General features: G+C 46.3%; 18 protein-coding genes. All 18 read left to right on the forward strand.

Translation table 11 applies throughout. The annotated features are described in order from the left end of the window. Window positions 1-17 precede the first annotated feature (17 nt). Window positions 18-968 carry an ABC transporter permease gene (locus tag WMO28_RS14635; protein ID WP_349057472.1) on the forward strand — a complete coding sequence of 317 codons (951 nt, stop codon included), beginning with the start codon at window positions 18-20 and terminating at the stop codon, window positions 966-968. Between the two features lie 13 nt (window positions 969-981). Continuing rightward, the gene (locus tag WMO28_RS14640) at window positions 982-1,815 is read left to right on the forward strand and encodes an ABC transporter permease (RefSeq protein WP_349057473.1); all 834 of its coding nucleotides are present in this window, start codon (window positions 982-984) and stop codon (window positions 1,813-1,815) included. 14 nt (window positions 1,816-1,829) lie between these two features. Continuing rightward, window positions 1,830-2,789 carry an oligopeptide/dipeptide ABC transporter ATP-binding protein gene (locus WMO28_RS14645; RefSeq protein WP_178643487.1) on the forward strand — a complete coding sequence of 320 codons (960 nt, stop codon included), beginning with the start codon at window positions 1,830-1,832 and terminating at the stop codon, window positions 2,787-2,789. Beyond that, window positions 2,786-3,763, forward strand: coding sequence for an oligopeptide/dipeptide ABC transporter ATP-binding protein (locus WMO28_RS14650; RefSeq protein ID WP_178643489.1), 978 nt, complete (start codon window positions 2,786-2,788; stop codon window positions 3,761-3,763). The genes WMO28_RS14645 and WMO28_RS14650 overlap by 4 nt, the downstream gene beginning before the upstream one ends. Before the next feature lie 72 nt (window positions 3,764-3,835). Further along, complete coding sequence (locus WMO28_RS14655) at window positions 3,836-5,056, forward strand: L-cysteine desulfidase family protein (protein ID WP_178643495.1); 1,221 nt, start codon at window positions 3,836-3,838, stop codon at window positions 5,054-5,056. Between the two features lie 170 nt (window positions 5,057-5,226). Then, on the forward strand, window positions 5,227-6,018 hold the full coding sequence (locus WMO28_RS14660) for an NYN domain-containing protein (RefSeq protein WP_178643491.1): 792 nt from the start codon (window positions 5,227-5,229) through the stop codon (window positions 6,016-6,018). Then, on the forward strand, window positions 6,018-6,992 hold the full coding sequence (locus WMO28_RS14665; RefSeq protein ID WP_349057475.1) for a tRNA dihydrouridine synthase: 975 nt from the start codon (window positions 6,018-6,020) through the stop codon (window positions 6,990-6,992). The genes WMO28_RS14660 and WMO28_RS14665 overlap by 1 nt, the downstream gene beginning before the upstream one ends. Then, window positions 6,989-7,528: a DUF2284 domain-containing protein gene (locus tag WMO28_RS14670; RefSeq protein WP_349057476.1), complete on the forward strand. Its 540-nt coding sequence runs from the start codon at window positions 6,989-6,991 to the stop codon at window positions 7,526-7,528. The genes WMO28_RS14665 and WMO28_RS14670 overlap by 4 nt, the downstream gene beginning before the upstream one ends. Before the next feature lie 59 nt (window positions 7,529-7,587). Next, window positions 7,588-7,854: a YabP/YqfC family sporulation protein gene (locus WMO28_RS14675; protein ID WP_349057477.1), complete on the forward strand. Its 267-nt coding sequence runs from the start codon at window positions 7,588-7,590 to the stop codon at window positions 7,852-7,854. Next, window positions 7,851-9,056 (forward strand): sporulation protein YqfD, encoded by a 1,206-nt coding sequence (locus tag WMO28_RS14680; protein WP_349057478.1) that lies wholly within the window; start codon window positions 7,851-7,853, stop codon window positions 9,054-9,056. The genes WMO28_RS14675 and WMO28_RS14680 overlap by 4 nt, the downstream gene beginning before the upstream one ends. Further along, window positions 9,049-10,074, forward strand: a complete 1,026-nt coding sequence (locus tag WMO28_RS14685) for a PhoH family protein (RefSeq protein ID WP_349057479.1) — start codon at window positions 9,049-9,051, stop codon at window positions 10,072-10,074. The genes WMO28_RS14680 and WMO28_RS14685 overlap by 8 nt, the downstream gene beginning before the upstream one ends. Next, a complete protein-coding gene (gene ybeY, locus WMO28_RS14690) occupies window positions 10,071-10,565 on the forward strand; it encodes an rRNA maturation RNase YbeY (RefSeq protein ID WP_349057480.1) in 495 nt (164 codons plus the stop codon). The genes WMO28_RS14685 and ybeY overlap by 4 nt, the downstream gene beginning before the upstream one ends. A gap of 69 nt (window positions 10,566-10,634) precedes the next feature. Beyond that, complete coding sequence (locus WMO28_RS14695) at window positions 10,635-11,687, forward strand: DUF3048 domain-containing protein (protein WP_349057481.1); 1,053 nt, start codon at window positions 10,635-10,637, stop codon at window positions 11,685-11,687. A gap of 130 nt (window positions 11,688-11,817) precedes the next feature. After that, window positions 11,818-12,681 (forward strand): glutamate 5-kinase, encoded by an 864-nt coding sequence (proB, locus tag WMO28_RS14700; protein ID WP_349057482.1) that lies wholly within the window; start codon window positions 11,818-11,820, stop codon window positions 12,679-12,681. Between the two features lie 51 nt (window positions 12,682-12,732). Next, entirely contained in the window at window positions 12,733-12,954 is a 222-nt protein-coding gene (locus WMO28_RS14705; RefSeq protein ID WP_349057484.1) for a DUF896 domain-containing protein, read from the forward strand. Continuing rightward, window positions 12,932-13,492, forward strand: coding sequence for a 5-formyltetrahydrofolate cyclo-ligase (locus tag WMO28_RS14710; RefSeq protein ID WP_349057483.1), 561 nt, complete (start codon window positions 12,932-12,934; stop codon window positions 13,490-13,492). Before WMO28_RS14705 ends, WMO28_RS14710 begins: the two co-directional genes overlap by 23 nt. Window positions 13,493-13,586: 94 nt before the next feature. Next, entirely contained in the window at window positions 13,587-14,837 is a 1,251-nt protein-coding gene (locus WMO28_RS14715; RefSeq protein WP_353963845.1) for a glutamate-5-semialdehyde dehydrogenase, read from the forward strand. Window positions 14,838-14,965: 128 nt separating this feature from the next. Continuing rightward, on the forward strand, window positions 14,966-16,278 hold a 1,313-nt coding region (locus WMO28_RS14720; RefSeq protein WP_435376618.1), incomplete at its 3' end, for a hypothetical protein.

Raw genomic sequence — 16,278 nt, forward strand, 5'->3', positions numbered from 1 at the left:
TTTTAAGGAGGTACATTTTGAAGAAAATCGTAAACCGTCTGATACAGTGTATTCTGACTTTATTCATCGTATCTATTCTCTGCTTTGCACTGACAAAAGCAGCGCCTGGAGATCCGGTGCTCACATATGTAGAGCCGAACATGAGTGAAGAATACATTCAGAATTTAAGAGAAAGCCTGGGACTTACCAAACCTGTCTATGAACAGTATTTTCTGTGGCTGGGAAGGATTTTTCACGGGAATTTCGGAAATTCCCTGATGAATAACCGCCCGGTTCTCACACAGATGCTGGAACGTCTTCCTGCAACTGTGATCCTGATGGGAACCAGTATGCTTCTGGGATTTCTCATCGCCATTGTGCTGGGACTGTATTCCGGAAAAAACAAGAACGGAATCCTGGATAAGATTACCAGCCTTTTCTGCTATGTGGGAATTTCCATTCCGACTTTCTGGTTTGGAATCATGCTGATTTATCTGTTCAGTGTGCATCTTCACATTCTGCCAAGCATCGGTATGCATTCAGACGGAAACCGTTCCTTCGGAGACCTTGTATTACATATGGTGATGCCATGTGCAGTGCTGACCTTTGCCAATGCTTCCCAGTATATCCGTTACTTGAGAAGCAGCACGATCACAGAAATGTCATCGGATTACGTTATGGTACAGAAGGCTTACGGAATGAAAGAGTCCGGAATTCTTTTCCGCCATGTACTGAAAAATGCCATGCTTCCGATGATCACGGTTCTGGGAATGAGTCTGCAGTCACTGGTTTCCGGTGCCATTATCACAGAGCAGGTTTTTGCATGGCCGGGAATCGGACAGCTGGCCGTAACTGCCGTTATGCAGTATGACTATCCGCTGATCATGGGAATCACAATGTTTACAGCACTTCTTGTGGTGCTCGGAAATCTTCTGGCAGATATCCTGTATGCTGTCTTTGATCCGAGAATCCGCAAGGCCGGATGTTAGGAGGTGAAGGAACGTGAGAGAAAATATCTGGAAAAATATCAAACTTGGATTTAAAACGAATAAACTTGCAGTTGTCGGTGCGGCAGCAATCATTCTTCTGGCACTGATCTCAATCTTTGCATTCCTGTATCCGGTGGATCCCAACGCCCTCAGTGCAACGGAGCGACTGAACGGTCCTTCCATGGCACATCTTTTTGGTACAGATGATATGGGAAGAGATTATTTGGCCCGCTGTATTTACGGAGGAAGAGCGTCCCTTCTGGTTGGCTTTCTTTCCATGATACTTTCCACAGCTCTTGGTGTGATCATAGGTTCCATTAGCGGTTTTGTGGGTGGAACAGTAGATGCAGTTCTGATGCGTCTCGTAGATGCGCTGATGAGCCTTCCGACCTTCCTGATCATGATTGTTATGAATGCTTTTCTCAAGCCGGGATTACAGAATATCGTTCTGATCATCGGTTTCCTTACCTGGATGAACATTGCAAGAATCGTCCGCGGCGAGACGATCTCCCTGAATGAGAGAGAATATGTTATCTATGCAAAAATCTCCGGACAGAAAAAATTCGCGACTATTGTGCATCACATTCTTCCGAATATCATGCCGACGATTATCGTGGCTGCGACCATGAACATTGCAAATGCCATTCTGATGGAATCTGCGCTGAGTTTTTTCGGACTGGGAATCCAGCCGCCAACTGCTTCCTGGGGAAGTATGTTAAGCAATGCACAGCGTTATATCCAGCAGGCTCCGTACCTTGCGATTTTTCCCGGAATCCTGATCCTGATCACCGTTATCAGCTTCAATTACCTGGGAGAAGTTTTAAGAAAAGTATTCGAGCCGAAGTAAGGAGGACATGATAAATGGAAAAATTACTGGAAGTAAAAGATCTGAAGGTGTCTTTCTTTACGGATCTTGGAGAAACTGAGGCAGTAAAAGATGCCGGCTTTGCCATTGAAGAAGGCGATTTTTTCGGAATCGTGGGAGAGTCCGGAAGCGGAAAAAGTGTGACAACGAAATCCATTCTCCGTCTTGGCCCGTCCAATTGTAAGATCATGGGCGGCGAAATCCTGTTTCACGGAGAAGATATCTTAAAGAAAAATGAGGCAGAGCTTCGCAAGATCCGCGGCGGCGAGATCGCCATGATCTTTCAGGATTCCCTTTCTGCCCTGAATCCTGTCTATACAGTAGGAAGTAAGATGGTGGAGCTGATCCGCCGTCATACAGATATGAACAAAAAACAGGCAAAAGCACGTGTGCTGGAGCTTCTCACAGCAGTAGGTATCACAGATCCGGAAAAAGCCATGCGTAGTTATCCTCATGAGCTTTCCGGCGGTATGCGTCAGCGTGTGATGATCGCCATGGCCATGAGCAGTAACCCGAAAGTTCTGATTGCAGACGAGCCGACAACAGCTCTGGATGTAACGATACAGGCGCAGATTCTGCATCTTCTTCTGGAACTTCAGAAAAAGAACAATATGAGTATTATTCTGATCACTCACGATCTGGGTGTTGTGGCGCAGACCTGTAAACGGGTGGCTGTTATGTGTGGCGGCTATGTCGTGGAGGAGGGAACTGTGGAGGAGATTTTCCTTCATCCGGGACATCCTTACACACAGGCACTGATCGCAAGTATGCCGCGTGTAGGCGGAACTTTTGAACAGTTTCTGGAGAGAGATCTTTCTGACGGAAGCGGTTCTCTGTGTCCGTTCTTGAACCGCTGTAAATATGCGGACAAAACCTGTGAAGCCTGTCTTCCGGAATATTATGAGTCATCAGAGGGACACCGCATTCTCTGCCACAGAAGAGAGGAGACGAAATGAGCGAGAAATTAATTGAAGTAAAAGATCTGAAAGTATATTTTAAACAGAAATCTCCAAAAATATTCTCCTTTAAGCCAGGCATCCTTAAAGCAGTAGATCAGGTAAGCTTTTCCATCGAAAAGGGAAAAACTTTCGGTCTTGTAGGAGAGTCCGGAAGCGGTAAGTCTACCATCGGTAAGGCAATCCTCCGATATCATCAGCCCACCGGCGGAGAGATTTTTTACGGAGGTACAGAGATCGGAGCCATGGGGGAAAAAGATCTTCTTCCATACCGGAAAAAAATGCAGTCCGTTTTCCAGGATCCGTATTCATCTCTGGATCCAAGCCATACGGTACAGGATATCATCTGTGAGCCTATGGAAATCCACAAAATGTACACACCGAAAGAACGGAAGGATCGTGCAAAAGAGCTGATCCGTGTGGTTGGCCTGAAAGAACAGGATCTTCTTAAATATCCCCATGAGTTTTCCGGTGGTCAGAGACAGAGAATCTCCATTGCAAGGGCACTTTCCGTACAGCCGGAGTTTGTAGTCTGTGACGAGCCGATCTCTGCGCTGGATGTTTCCCTGCAGGCGCAGATCGTGCAGATGCTCCAGGACCTTCAGCAGAAATACGGTCTTACTTACCTGTTCATCAGCCATCAGCTGCAGGTAGTGCAGAAGATCTGTGATGAGATCGGCGTACTTTATCTGGGAAATCTTATGGAAATTGCGGATGCGGACAAGCTATATTCCAATCCGCTGCATCCGTACACAAAAATGCTGATTTCATCCATTCCGGTTCCGGATCCAAGAGTAAAAACTTTGGACAAAATCGTCACAGATACCGGTGTTCAGTCCAGAGGAATCAATGGATGCCGGTTCCATAACCGATGCCCGTGGTGTGAGGAACGCTGCAAAAATGAGACACCTCTGCTTCGTGAGGCAGAGCCGGGGCATATGGTAGCCTGCCATAAATACGGCGAAAAGAAGTGATCAGACAGAAGGGAAAAGAAAGATTTGAACAAAAACATATACGATAATTATCTTGCAATCCTTAAGGAAGAAATGATCCCGGCCATGGGCTGTACCGAGCCTATCGCCCTGGCCTACGGGGCGGCAAGAGCCAGAGAAATACTGGGAAAAGAGCCGGAGCGCATCACAGCGAAATGCAGCGGAAATATCATCAAGAATGTGCGCTGCGTGATCATCCCCAATTCCGGCGGATTAAAGGGAATTCCGGCAGGCGTTGTCCTGGGTGCGGTTGCAGGAGACGCTTCTCTTGACATGGAAGTGCTTTCCACAGTGACAGAGGAAGGCCGGAAACGCTGCCGGGAGCTTCTGGATGCAGACATCTGCAAGGTAGAGCTTCTGGATACGCCGGTGGTTCTGCACATTATTATTGAGATGCAGGCCGGTGAGGACAATGTCAGTCTTGAGATCAAATACGATCACATCAATGTGACAAAAATCATCAAAAACGGAGAGGTTCTTCTGGACGAGGATCAGGCACTGGAGGAAAAAGAAAAAGCAGACCGCACCCTGCTTGACCTGGAGGATATCCGGGAATTTGCAGACACTGTGGAAATTTCGGATGTAAAGGATCTTCTGGATACACAGATCCGCAGCAATATGGCCATTGCCCATGAGGGAATGACCGGAAAATACGGACTGGGCATCGGCCGTGTCATAAGAGAGAGCTATTCCTACGATATGCTGACCAGGATGCGAAGCCTTACGGCAGCTGCTTCTGAGGCAAGAATGGGCGGTTGCGACATGCCGGTTGTGATCAATTCCGGAAGCGGAAACCAGGGAATCGCCTGCTCCGTTCCTCTGATTGTCTATGCAAGGGAGATGGAGCTGCCGGATTACAGCCTTTACCGTGCACTTGTATTTTCCAACCTGCTTACAGTTTATCAGAAACATTATATTGGCAAGCTTTCTGCCTTCTGTGGTGCAGTGTCGGCTTCCTGTGCAGCCGGAGCGGCCATCACTTACATGGTAGGAGGAAGTACTGCCCAGATCAAGAAGACCATAGAGAACACGCTGGCGAATATCCCGGGAATCATCTGTGACGGTGCAAAAATCTCCTGCGCGGCCAAGATCGCAGCCAGCCTGGATGCAGCGTTCCTTGCACATCATCTTGCCATGAACGGACAGTCCTATGCTCCATACACCGGTATTCTCCAGGAAGAGACCGCAGAGACCATCAGCTGTGTGGGACAGATCGGTAAAGATGGCATGAAGGAGACTGACCGGGAGATCCTTAAGATCATGCTGGAACATTAAACGGATAAACAATTATCTATCGAAAAAACCTTTCGTCTGAAGTGAAAAAAGACGAAAGGTTTTTTTGCAGCTTTTCTGTCAGGTAGAAGAGCGTTTGACTAAAAACAGTATTTCCGATATACTGTTTATAAGAGTGCCGCGGCATATATCATTTAGAAAAGGTTGGATTTATGAACAACGAATTAAGAATTGCAATACTGATCGATGCAGATAATGTATCGGATAAATATATCAAGATCATTGTGGATGAAGTAGCCAATATTGGTGTGGCGACATACAAGAGAATCTACGGAGACTGGACAAGTGCCCGCCTTTCCTCCTGGAAAAATGTCCTTCTGGAGAATTCGATCATTCCGATCCAGCAGTACAGTTATACGACCGGCAAAAGCGCTACAGATTCAGCAATGATCATTGACGCCATGGATATTCTGTATTCCGAAAATGTAGATGGATACTGTCTTGTTTCATCGGACAGTGATTTTACCCGCCTGGCAGCAAGACTTCGGGAATCCGGTATGCTGGTTCTTGGAATGGGCGAGGAGAAGACTCCGAAGCCGTTTATTTCCGCCTGCAACCAGTTTAAATATTTGGATCTTCTTTATCACAACCAGCAGGAGGAAGAGAAAAAAGAAGCCATGGCGACGGCAGGAGAGGCGAAGAAATCCGGTAACAGCGGTAATAAGCAGAATACCTCCAGCACCAGAAAGAATAAAGATCTGAAACGTGTGCGAAAAGCGATCAACGCCATTATCGAGAAATTCTCCGATGAGGAGGGATGGCTTTCATCCGGACAGCTGGGCGATCAGCTGGGAAAAAGACTCCCGGATTTTGATGTGCGTAATTATGGGTATTCCAAACTGACACCGTTTATCAAATCCCTTGGTAACTACGAGGCAGGTATGATCCCCACAGGCAGCGGTGGAAGGAAGCATATTTATTTCCGCATAAAGGAGGAGCAGTGATGAAGAATTACATGGCACCGATGGAGGGCGTTACCAACTGGGTCTACCGGAACGCCTATCATGACTGCTTTTATCCTATGGATAAATATTTCACACCGTTTATCACAGCAAAACCAAACAAAAGACTGAGCAGCAAGGAGATCAAAGAAGTATCACCGGAAACCAACGGAAGTCTTCCGGTGATTCCGCAGATCCTTACCAACAATGCAGAAGATTTTGTTAAGACTGCACATATTTTCCGGGATGAATACGGACATAGAGAAGTGAATCTAAACCTCGGATGCCCTTCCGGAACTGTGACAGCGAAAGGAAAAGGAGCAGGCTTTCTGGGAGAACCGGAGAAACTGGAGCGTTTTCTGGATGAGATCTTTGAGCATACGGATATGGAGATCTCCATCAAGACGAGAGTAGGCACCGATTACGAAGAGGATTGGGACCGGCTTCTTGAGATCTATTCCAGGTATCCCATGAAGGAGCTGATCATACATCCCCGACTCCTTAAGGATTATTATAAAGGAACTCCGCGATACGAGCTGTTTCAGAAAGCACAGGTGAGTCTTAAGGTTCCGCTGGGCTATAACGGAGATATTTTTTCTGTGGAAGCATATCAGGAAATGCGGGAAAAATTTCCGGAGGCAGACAGCTTTATGTATGGACGCGGTGTGATCGCAAGGCCATATCTTCTGGATGCGATCAAGAAAGATACGTGGGAAGGATGTGGAAGTTCTGACAGCATGGAATCCTATAAGAAAAAAATGCGTCAGTTCCATGACAGACTTTATCACGATTACCAGGGATATCTTTCGGGAGAACGAAATGTACTGTTTCGTATGAAAGAGGTGTGGAGCTACATGGCACCGGGCTTTACCAATTATACGAAATATCTGAAAAAGATCAAAAAATCCCAGCACTTTGGCGATTATGAGGCAGCAGTTATGAGCCTTTTTGGAGAACAGGAGATCACAGGAGCATGAACAAAGAAAAATTTGAAGAATTTATAGCACAGTACCCGATTTTTGAATACCGTCTTCTGAATACAGCAGATATTACCGTACAGCTCCGTGTGCGTACGATCTGCCGTGAGGAATGCGAGCGTTACGGAAGCAGCTGGGCTTGTCCCCCGGCCGTAGGAGAGCTGCCGGAATGCGAAAAAAAGATCCACAGCTATCCGGATGCAGTATTTTTCTCCAGTGTTGCGGAAGTGTCGGACATTATGAACATGGAAGAAATGCTTTCCACAAGAATGGCACATGAACGGCTTACGGAGAAAGTCCGGGATTTTCTGGAGGGAGAAGGCTATGAAACGTTCACCCTTTCTACGGAATCCTGCGATTTCTGTAAACGCTGTGCGTACCTGGACGGAGAACCCTGCCGTTTTCCGGAGCATATGCACCCCTGTCTGGAGAGCTACGGCGTAGTGGTAAATGAGATCGTGGAGCGGGAGCAGATGGAATATAATCTGGGCGGAAATACCATTCTCTGGTTTTCCATGGTCCTGATCCGGAAGTAAAATAACATACATACAGATCCCCCGGCATAGATTAGTGATAAAAGCCGGGGGATCTTTTTATGAAAAAAATAACGGAAATATGCAGGCTTCCCGGTGAAAATGTGTTTCGGGAAACACAGGTGATCCTGACCGGAAAGCGTCAGGCAGTGATCGAAAATTATAAAAATATTTCGGCATATACCGGCGAAAGGATCGAGCTTCTCACTGTCTCCGGCCGGCTGCTTATCTGTGGGAAAAAGCTGGAAATCGTAAATTATACAAAGCTGGAAATATGTATCCGGGGACGGATCGAGGGCATTACTCTGGAGGAGGGACGGAAAAAATGATTCCAGGTTTTGTGTGCCTGTCCGTCACAGGCGAACAGAGGGAACGTTTCCTGAATCTTTGCAGGGGGCGGGGAATGGAGCTTAAGAGAATTGTCCTGACCGGGGAAAAAGAGCTTCAGGTTACCATGCAGGTGAGAGATTTTTTCCGGATCGGTCCGCTCAGGCGGAAAACAGGTGTACATATCCACATCCTGAAAAAAAGAGGCCCGCTGTTTTTCCTGCTCTGGTGCAGGTTACATAAACGTCTGATGGCAGGACTTGTGATGATGCTTCTGGTGATATGTTTTCTTTCCACAAGATTGTGGAGCATTCAGATCCAGGGAAATATTATGAACCCCACGTCACAGCTTCTGGAATTTCTGGAGGATCAGGGGATTTCTTACGGAATGAATAAAAAAAAGATCCACTGCCATGCGCTTGCAGAAGCCATGCGAAGGGAATTTCCGGAGATCACCTGGGTATCCGCAAGCCTTGCCGGGACAAAGCTGAGCTTTGAGATACGGGAAGGAAATACTCCACCGGAAGAGTCAGAAGAGGACGCAGCCTGCAGTCTTTTTTCGGAGATTGACGGAGTTGTGGAAAGGATGGTCACGCGAAAAGGGACACCGCTTGTAAGAACCGGAGATACTGTAGAAAAAGGTCAGGAGCTGGTTTCGGGAATCCTGAATATTACCGATGACAGCCAGGAGGTGGTGCGGTATGAATACGTACACGCAGATGCGGATATTTACATCCGGCATAAGGTTTCCTATTATGATTCTTTTTCGCGAAATACAGAAAAAAAGATACTGAAAGGAAAGGAGAAGAAATATTTTTTCCTGCGGATAAAAAATCTGTTCCTGGATCTGTCATGGGCAAAGAAGAAAAATGAAGACAGAGTGCGTACAGAATATCCGTTTCAGGTAACAGAACATTTCTATCTGCCCCTCAGTGCAGGAATTATAACCGCGCAGGAATATACGCTTCGAAAAGAAACCCTGACAGAAAAGGATGCAAAAAAACAGGCGATTTTCCGTCTTCATAATTATGAAGAAAAATTAATACAAAAAGGGGTTCAAATATCTGAAAATAATGTTAAAATAGAAATAAATCATCAGGACTGCGTCAGCAGCGGGACTCTTACGGTTACAGAGAAAACCGGCCGGGAAGCCCCCACAGAAAAAAAGACGCAGCCAAAAGAAAGGACACCAGAGGATGGCTAGCAGCATTATCGAATTATATGTGGATGTGCCGGCAGACCGCCAGGCGAATATTTTCGGACAGTTTGACGAGCATCTGAAGCTGATCGAACGAACTCTGAATGTAACGATGATCTTCAGGGACGGATCCCTCAAGATTCTGGGAAATCAGCAGAACGCCACGCAGGCGAAGGCAATCGTGGAGGAGCTGAATACCCTTGCAGGAAGAGGCAATACCATCACACAGCAGAATGTGAATTACGCACTCTCCCTTGCCATGGAGAAGATCGGTTCCGTGATGGAGGAGATTGATAAGGATTTTATATGTAACACCATACAGGGGCGGCCCATTAAGCCCAAGACCCTGGGACAGAAGGATTATGTAGATCAGATCCGCAAGAAGATGATCGTTTTCGGAGTAGGACCTGCCGGAACCGGTAAGACATATCTTGCCATGGCTATGGCAGTTACCGCGTTTCGGAACGAGGAGGTCTCAAGGATCATTCTTACCAGACCTGCTATTGAGGCCGGAGAGAAGCTGGGATTTCTTCCGGGAGACTTGCAGAGCAAGGTAGACCCGTACCTCAGACCGCTTTATGATGCACTGTATCAGATCATGGGTGCAGACAGCTTTGCAAAAAATATGGAGAAAGGGCTGATCGAGGTAGCGCCGCTCGCCTACATGCGTGGACGTACCCTGGATAATGCCTTTATCATTCTGGATGAGGCGCAGAATACCACACCTGCACAGATGAAAATGTTCCTGACACGAATCGGCTTCGGTTCCAAGGTGATCGTCACAGGTGATGCTTCCCAGAAGGATCTCCCCAAGGATGCGCCGTCCGGTCTGGACGTAGCGATGAAGGTACTGAAGAAGATCGACGATATTGGATTCTGTCAGCTGACCAGCAAGGACGTTGTCCGTCATCCGCTTGTGCAGCAGATCGTACAGGCCTATGACGATTATGAGAAAAAACAGAAACCGGCGAAACCCCGCAGGGATGACCGGTATGCGGTTAAGAATAAGGAGTACAGACGATGACGATAAATATTGAATATGAGACAGATCAGGAGCTTGGTATTGATTATGCCGCACTTGCATCCCAGGTTGCGGACAAGGTTCTTGAGATGGAGAGATGTCCTTACGACGGACAGGTCAATCTTGTTCTCACAGATAATGAGGAGATTAAGAGAGTAAATACAGAATTCCGAAATATCCAGGCACCGACGGATGTGCTGTCTTTTCCCATGATCCCTTTTGAGATCCCGGCGGATTATTCTGTTGTGGAGGAGGACGAATCCTATTTTGACCTGGACAGTGATGAGCTTCTTCTGGGAGATATCATGATCTCTGTGCCGAAGGTTTTTGCACAGGCAGAGGAATACGGCCACAGTGTGACAAGAGAATTCTGTTTCCTGGTGGCACACAGCATGCTTCATCTTCTGGGATATGACCATATGACTGAGGATGAGGCGAAGGTTATGGAAGCTAAACAGGCAACAGCGCTTAAGGAGCTGGGGATCAACCGGTAATAGCAGCCAGGCTGGTTATAAGCATGAGATTAAGCGAGAAAATTCGCTTGAAGAAAAGGAGGTAATTATATGAGAAGGAAAAAAACAGATATTTTTGTAGGTATCATGGCAGCATGTGTCTGCATGGCACAGGCAATTCCCGCATTTGCGGCACAGCAGGATCTGGTTGGAATGAATCCGGACGGAGAGACACAGGCAGAAACCCAGGTAAAAAGCTATCTTACAGGAGAAAATGTTCCTGAGAGTATCGGACGTCGGCGACCTGTTGCTGTAATGCTGGGTAATAACATTTCCGGTGCACCACAGAGTGGAATCGGACATGCAGGAGTGGTATATGAAGCACCTGTAGAGGGAAATATTACCCGCCTTATGGGGATTTTCGAAGATTACGACGGACTGGAACGGATCGGTTCCGTACGAAGCTGTCGTGATTATTACCTCTATTATGCAAATGAATTTAATGCCATTTATGCCCATTACGGACAGGCTTCTTATGCAGTTCCGTATCTGGAGCAGCATGTAATTGATAATCTTAATGGAATCAAAATGGGAAACCTTGCATATTTCCGCACCACTGACCGGAAGGCACCACATAATGCCTACACAGATGCGGCGCATCTTCAGGCAGGCATTGATGCAATGGGTTACAGTCAGGAATACAAGGAAGACTATAAAGGCCATTATCTCTTTGCAGAAGATGGCGTGGAGATCGTTCCGGAAGACGGTATTACTGCAAATCTTGTAAAGCTTGACAACTTTACAGACAATCATCCATGGTATGAATACGATGCAGAATCTGGTGAGTACAAACGTTTTCAGTTTGGAAAAGAACAGATTGATGAACTGGATAATCAGCAGCTTACCTGCGATAATATTATTCTTCAGTATTCATCCTGCCCTCCGTACGGTACGGACAGTTATCTGAATGTTGATGCGACTTCCGGCGGAGACGGCAAATTTATTACCAGAGGAAAAGCCATTGATATCCGCTGGGAAAAAGACTCTGAATGGGGTATTACACATTACTATGATAAAAACGATAAGGAAATTCAGCTGAATCAGGGTAAAACCTGGGTGGAGATCGTGCAGAATGACAGGGTTGATTCTGTTACATATCAGTAAAGATTGGTTTGGTTCCGAAAGAATTATCAGACAGAAAATATTGAAATCATAAAGCAGAAAACGATCCGGGCAATGAAAAGATTGTCCGGATCATGCAATAAATACACAGGTATCAGGAGAAACAAAAGACATGAATGCAAATTACAGAGAACGTCTGAAAGACAAGAAACGTATCGTAATCAAGATCGGATCCTCATCTTTGATCCATGCAGAAACAGGCAGACTGGATTTTCGGAAGCTGGAGATCCTTGCAAGAGAACTCAGTGATCTGCACAATCAGGGAAAAGATGTAGTTCTGGTATCCTCCGGAGCGATCGCAGTAGGTGCAGCAGCTCTTGGGATGAAAGGCAAGCCTGCGGAGCTTGAGAAGAAGCAGGCCTGTGCGGCAGTAGGACAGGCAAGGCTTATGACTATTTACCAGAAGCTTTTTGGTGAGTATAATCAGACGGTGGCACAGATCCTTATGACCAAGAATACAATGGTTAACAATACCAACCGTAAAAATGCCGAGAACACTTTCAATGAACTTCTGGCAGTCGGTGTTATTCCTATCGTAAACGAAAACGACTCCGTATCTTCCTATGAGTTTCAGAATCTCGTAAAATTCGGAGATAATGATACTCTCTCTTCTGTAGTAGCAGCGCTGATCGGTGCAGATCTTCTGATCCTGATGTCCGATATTGACGGACTTTTCACGGATGATCCCAATTCCAACCCGGACGCAGAGTTTATTGACATTGTGGAAAATATGGACGATAATATGCGTAAGCTTGGCAAATCTTCTACCGGAAGCAATGTGGGAACAGGAGGAATGGCAACCAAGCTTACAGCAGCGATCATTGCCACGGCAGCAGGAACCGACATGGTCATTGCCAATGGAAATGATTTTCATAATATTCACAGAATCGTGGAGGGCAAGAGCTGCGGAACACTGTTCGTAGGCAACAAGAAGGAAGAATTTTTCCTGATTGATTATATCGAGAAACTGCTGTAACGAGACAGTTACCCTGACAGAGAATAGAACGAGGAGATACAGATTATTATGATGGACAATATCAAGATCGACAGAATTAATGCACTGGCACATAAACAGAAAAGCGTAGGTCTTACAGAAGAAGAGAAGGTTGAGCAGGCGAAGCTCAGAAGAGAATATCTGGATGCAATAAAGGGAAATCTGCGTGCTCATCTGAATAATATTGATATCAAGGAAAAGGATGGCAGCATCACCAACCTGGGAGAAAAATATGGAAGAAAAAAAGGCAATTAGAAAGCAGATCTTTAAAGCCAGAAAAGAACATTCCGATACCTGGATCGAGGAAAAAAGCCGCAGGATCACAGAGCTTCTGACAGCACTTCCGGAATATGAGGATGCGGACAGGATCATGGCATATGCGGATTACAATCATGAAGTGATCACACGATATATTATTGAACAGGCCTGGAAGGATGGCAAAGAGGTGGCAGTCCCGAAGGTTTTCGGCAAGGATATGATATTCTATAAACTTACAGATTTTGCCCAGCTGGAATCCGGATATTTCGGGATACCGGAGCCGAAAGAAGATGGTGAGACTGTTTCCTGGGAAGATGCGATGATGGTCATGCCGGGAGTCGCCTTTGATGAAAACTGTAACCGTGTGGGATATGGAGGCGGTTTTTATGACCGTTTTCTTGAGAAGCATCCGGGAATCCGTCGGGTAGCTGTGGGATTTTCTTTCCAGATCCTTTCGGAAGTACCGACAGAACCTACAGATATCCGTCCGCAGGTTATCGTGACAGAAGAGAAGATATATCGCGATAAACAGTAAACTCTTTGCAATACATGCGATTTAGTAAAAAAATCAGGCAGATATTGCATGGAAAGCATAAGATCAGCAGGAAGAAAGGCAGGAATATTTGGAAATGAATGAAATGCTCGAAAAACTGGGACAAAATGCCAAGGATGCAGAGACTGTCCTTCGAAATCTTTCCACAAACGACAAAAACAGAACCCTTGAAGCTGTAGCCGGGGCTCTTATTGAACATACAGAAGAGATTCTTACAGCCAATGCACTGGATGTAGAAAACGGAAAGAAGAATCAGATGCCGGAAGGTCTGATAGACCGTCTGATGCTGACACCTGAGAGAATCGAGGGAATGGCAGACGGGCTCCGCCAGCTTGTAGGTCTGGAGGATCCGATCGGCGAAGTTACCGGCATGAAGAAACGTCCCAACGGACTTCTGATTGGACAGAAAAGAGTTCCACTTGGTGTGATCGGAATCATTTACGAGGCGCGTCCGAATGTTACTTCTGATGCATTTGGGCTCTGCTTTAAAACGGGAAATGCTGTGATCTTAAAAGGTGGAAGCGATGCGCTTCATTCCAATACAGCTATTGTAAGCTGCATCCGTGAAGCCCTGAAGTCCTGCGGTGTCACAGAGAATGCGATTGCGCTGATCGAAGATACTTCCAGAGAAACAGCGGCAGAATTCATGAAGATGAATCAGTATGTGGATGTGCTGATCCCACGTGGAGGAAGAGGCCTCATTAAAGCAGTAGTTAATCAGAGTACGATTCCTGTAATTGAGACAGGAACCGGAAACTGTCATATTTATGTGGATGAGACCGCAGATCTTCGAATGGCAGCAGACATAGTGATCAATGCCAAGACCCAGAGAGTCGGCGTGTGTAATGCCTGTGAATCTCTTCTTGTGAACCGTAAGGTAAAAGATGAATTTCTTCCGGTACTGGCAGAACGCTTAAAAGAGAAGCATGTGGAAGTACGTGCAGACAGGGATGCGGAGGCGTTGATGCCGGGGGCAGTTCCTGCAACCGAGGAAGACTGGGGTACGGAATATCTGGATTATATTCTTTCCGTAAAAGTAGTAGATTCCGTAGAAGAAGCTATTGCACATATCAACAAATACAATACCAAGCATTCCGAGGCAATCATCACCAATGATTACGCTCATGCCCAGAAATTCCTGGATGAGGTAGATGCAGCAGCTGTTTATGTCAATGCATCCACAAGATTTACGGATGGTAATGAATTTGGTTTTGGTGCAGAGATCGGAATCAGTACCCAGAAGCTTCATGCAAGAGGACCTATGGGATTGCTGGCACTGACAACAACCAAGTATATTATTTACGGAAACGGACAGGTACGTCCATAGAGAAGTCTGGCGCAAAAGCATGTGCTGCATGCTTTCTGGCGCCTGCTTTACTTTTGGCAGGCGTTGTGATATACTTCTTTTAATTATTGATTTAGAGAGACTAACTCATAACAGGAGGACACATAGAAATGAAAAAAAAGCAACTTTTTGCAGTCCTGCTTGCTGGTTCCATGACAGTTGGAATGGCACCGGCCGTAGCATTTGCTGCTGAGGATACAGCTTCTGAAGCAGAAGCACAGTCTGGTGCTGAAAGCGAAGGTACAGCCGAAAATACCGGCGACAGTAACAACGCTGATGGCGCAGAAGCACAGAATCAGGACGGGGAACAGGCAGCAGCAGAGGCCCAGAAACAGGCAGAGGAGCAGGCAGCAGCAGAGGCCCAGAAACAGGCAGAAGAGCAGGCAGCAGCGGAAGAACAGAAGCTGGTTGAAGAGCAGGCTGCAGCACAGACCCAGGCTGTAACAAATGAAGACAGTCAGCAAAGTCCTATAGTCAGGAACGAGGCAGAACTGAAGACTGCCATCGAGAATGCAGCATCTGTTGATACCACAACAACGTCTGTTACAGAGGCAGAACCATCCAAGATCATAATCAGCGGAACGATCGAGCTCACAGGAACTGTGACGATTCCGGAGAATAAGAGCATTGCTATTTTCGGAGAGAATGATCAGGCTGTAATTGAACGTGCAGACTCTTTCCGAGGAAATCTTTTTGAAGTACGATCAGGCAGTGCTTTTTATATGGCCAAGAAAGATGCAGCTAATTCAGAAGGAACTGAGGGAACTCTTAAGGTTGACGGATCTGTTACAGATGGAAGTGCCGTAGACGGTTCTCTCGTATATGTAGCAAAAGGTGCAAATTTCTCTCTGACAACAGGTATTACTCTTTGCAATAACAATACAAATGCGAAGGGTGCAGCCATTTTAAACGAAGGTGGAAATGTATTGCTTACCGGTGGCACGATCACAGGAAATAAGAGTGATAATGGTGCCATTTACAGTACCGGTGTGCTTTCTCTGGAAAAGGGAAACGGAGCGGCAGATACGGAGCCGAGTATCACAGGAAACTTCAGGGCAGATAATACAACACCGGCGAATATCATTCTTTCCGGTGAGGGCAGAATTGAAGTAAAAGGTGAACTCACAGCAGCTACAGTTGGATTTTCTGTGGAAGAGCCACGTGCAGATTATGCAGCGATCGTATCAGCAGATGGTCTGGACGCAAATGTGTATGCAAAAGCTCTTCAGGTTCTTGCACCGCAGTATGAAGGAGATACGACACAGTTTACGGTAGATGAGACTACAGGTAAACTGATCTCCTCAGAGAAACCGGCTCCCAATGTCACAAAAGCAGACTTTACCAAGTGGAACAGCATAACAGAAGCGTTAGTAACGGTTCAGTCAGATAAAGCAGGCCAGTACTACTATAAATTAGTGAAACA

This window comes from Blautia aquisgranensis, assembly GCF_040096615.1.
Lineage (GTDB): Bacteria > Bacillota > Clostridia > Lachnospirales > Lachnospiraceae > Blautia_A > Blautia_A aquisgranensis.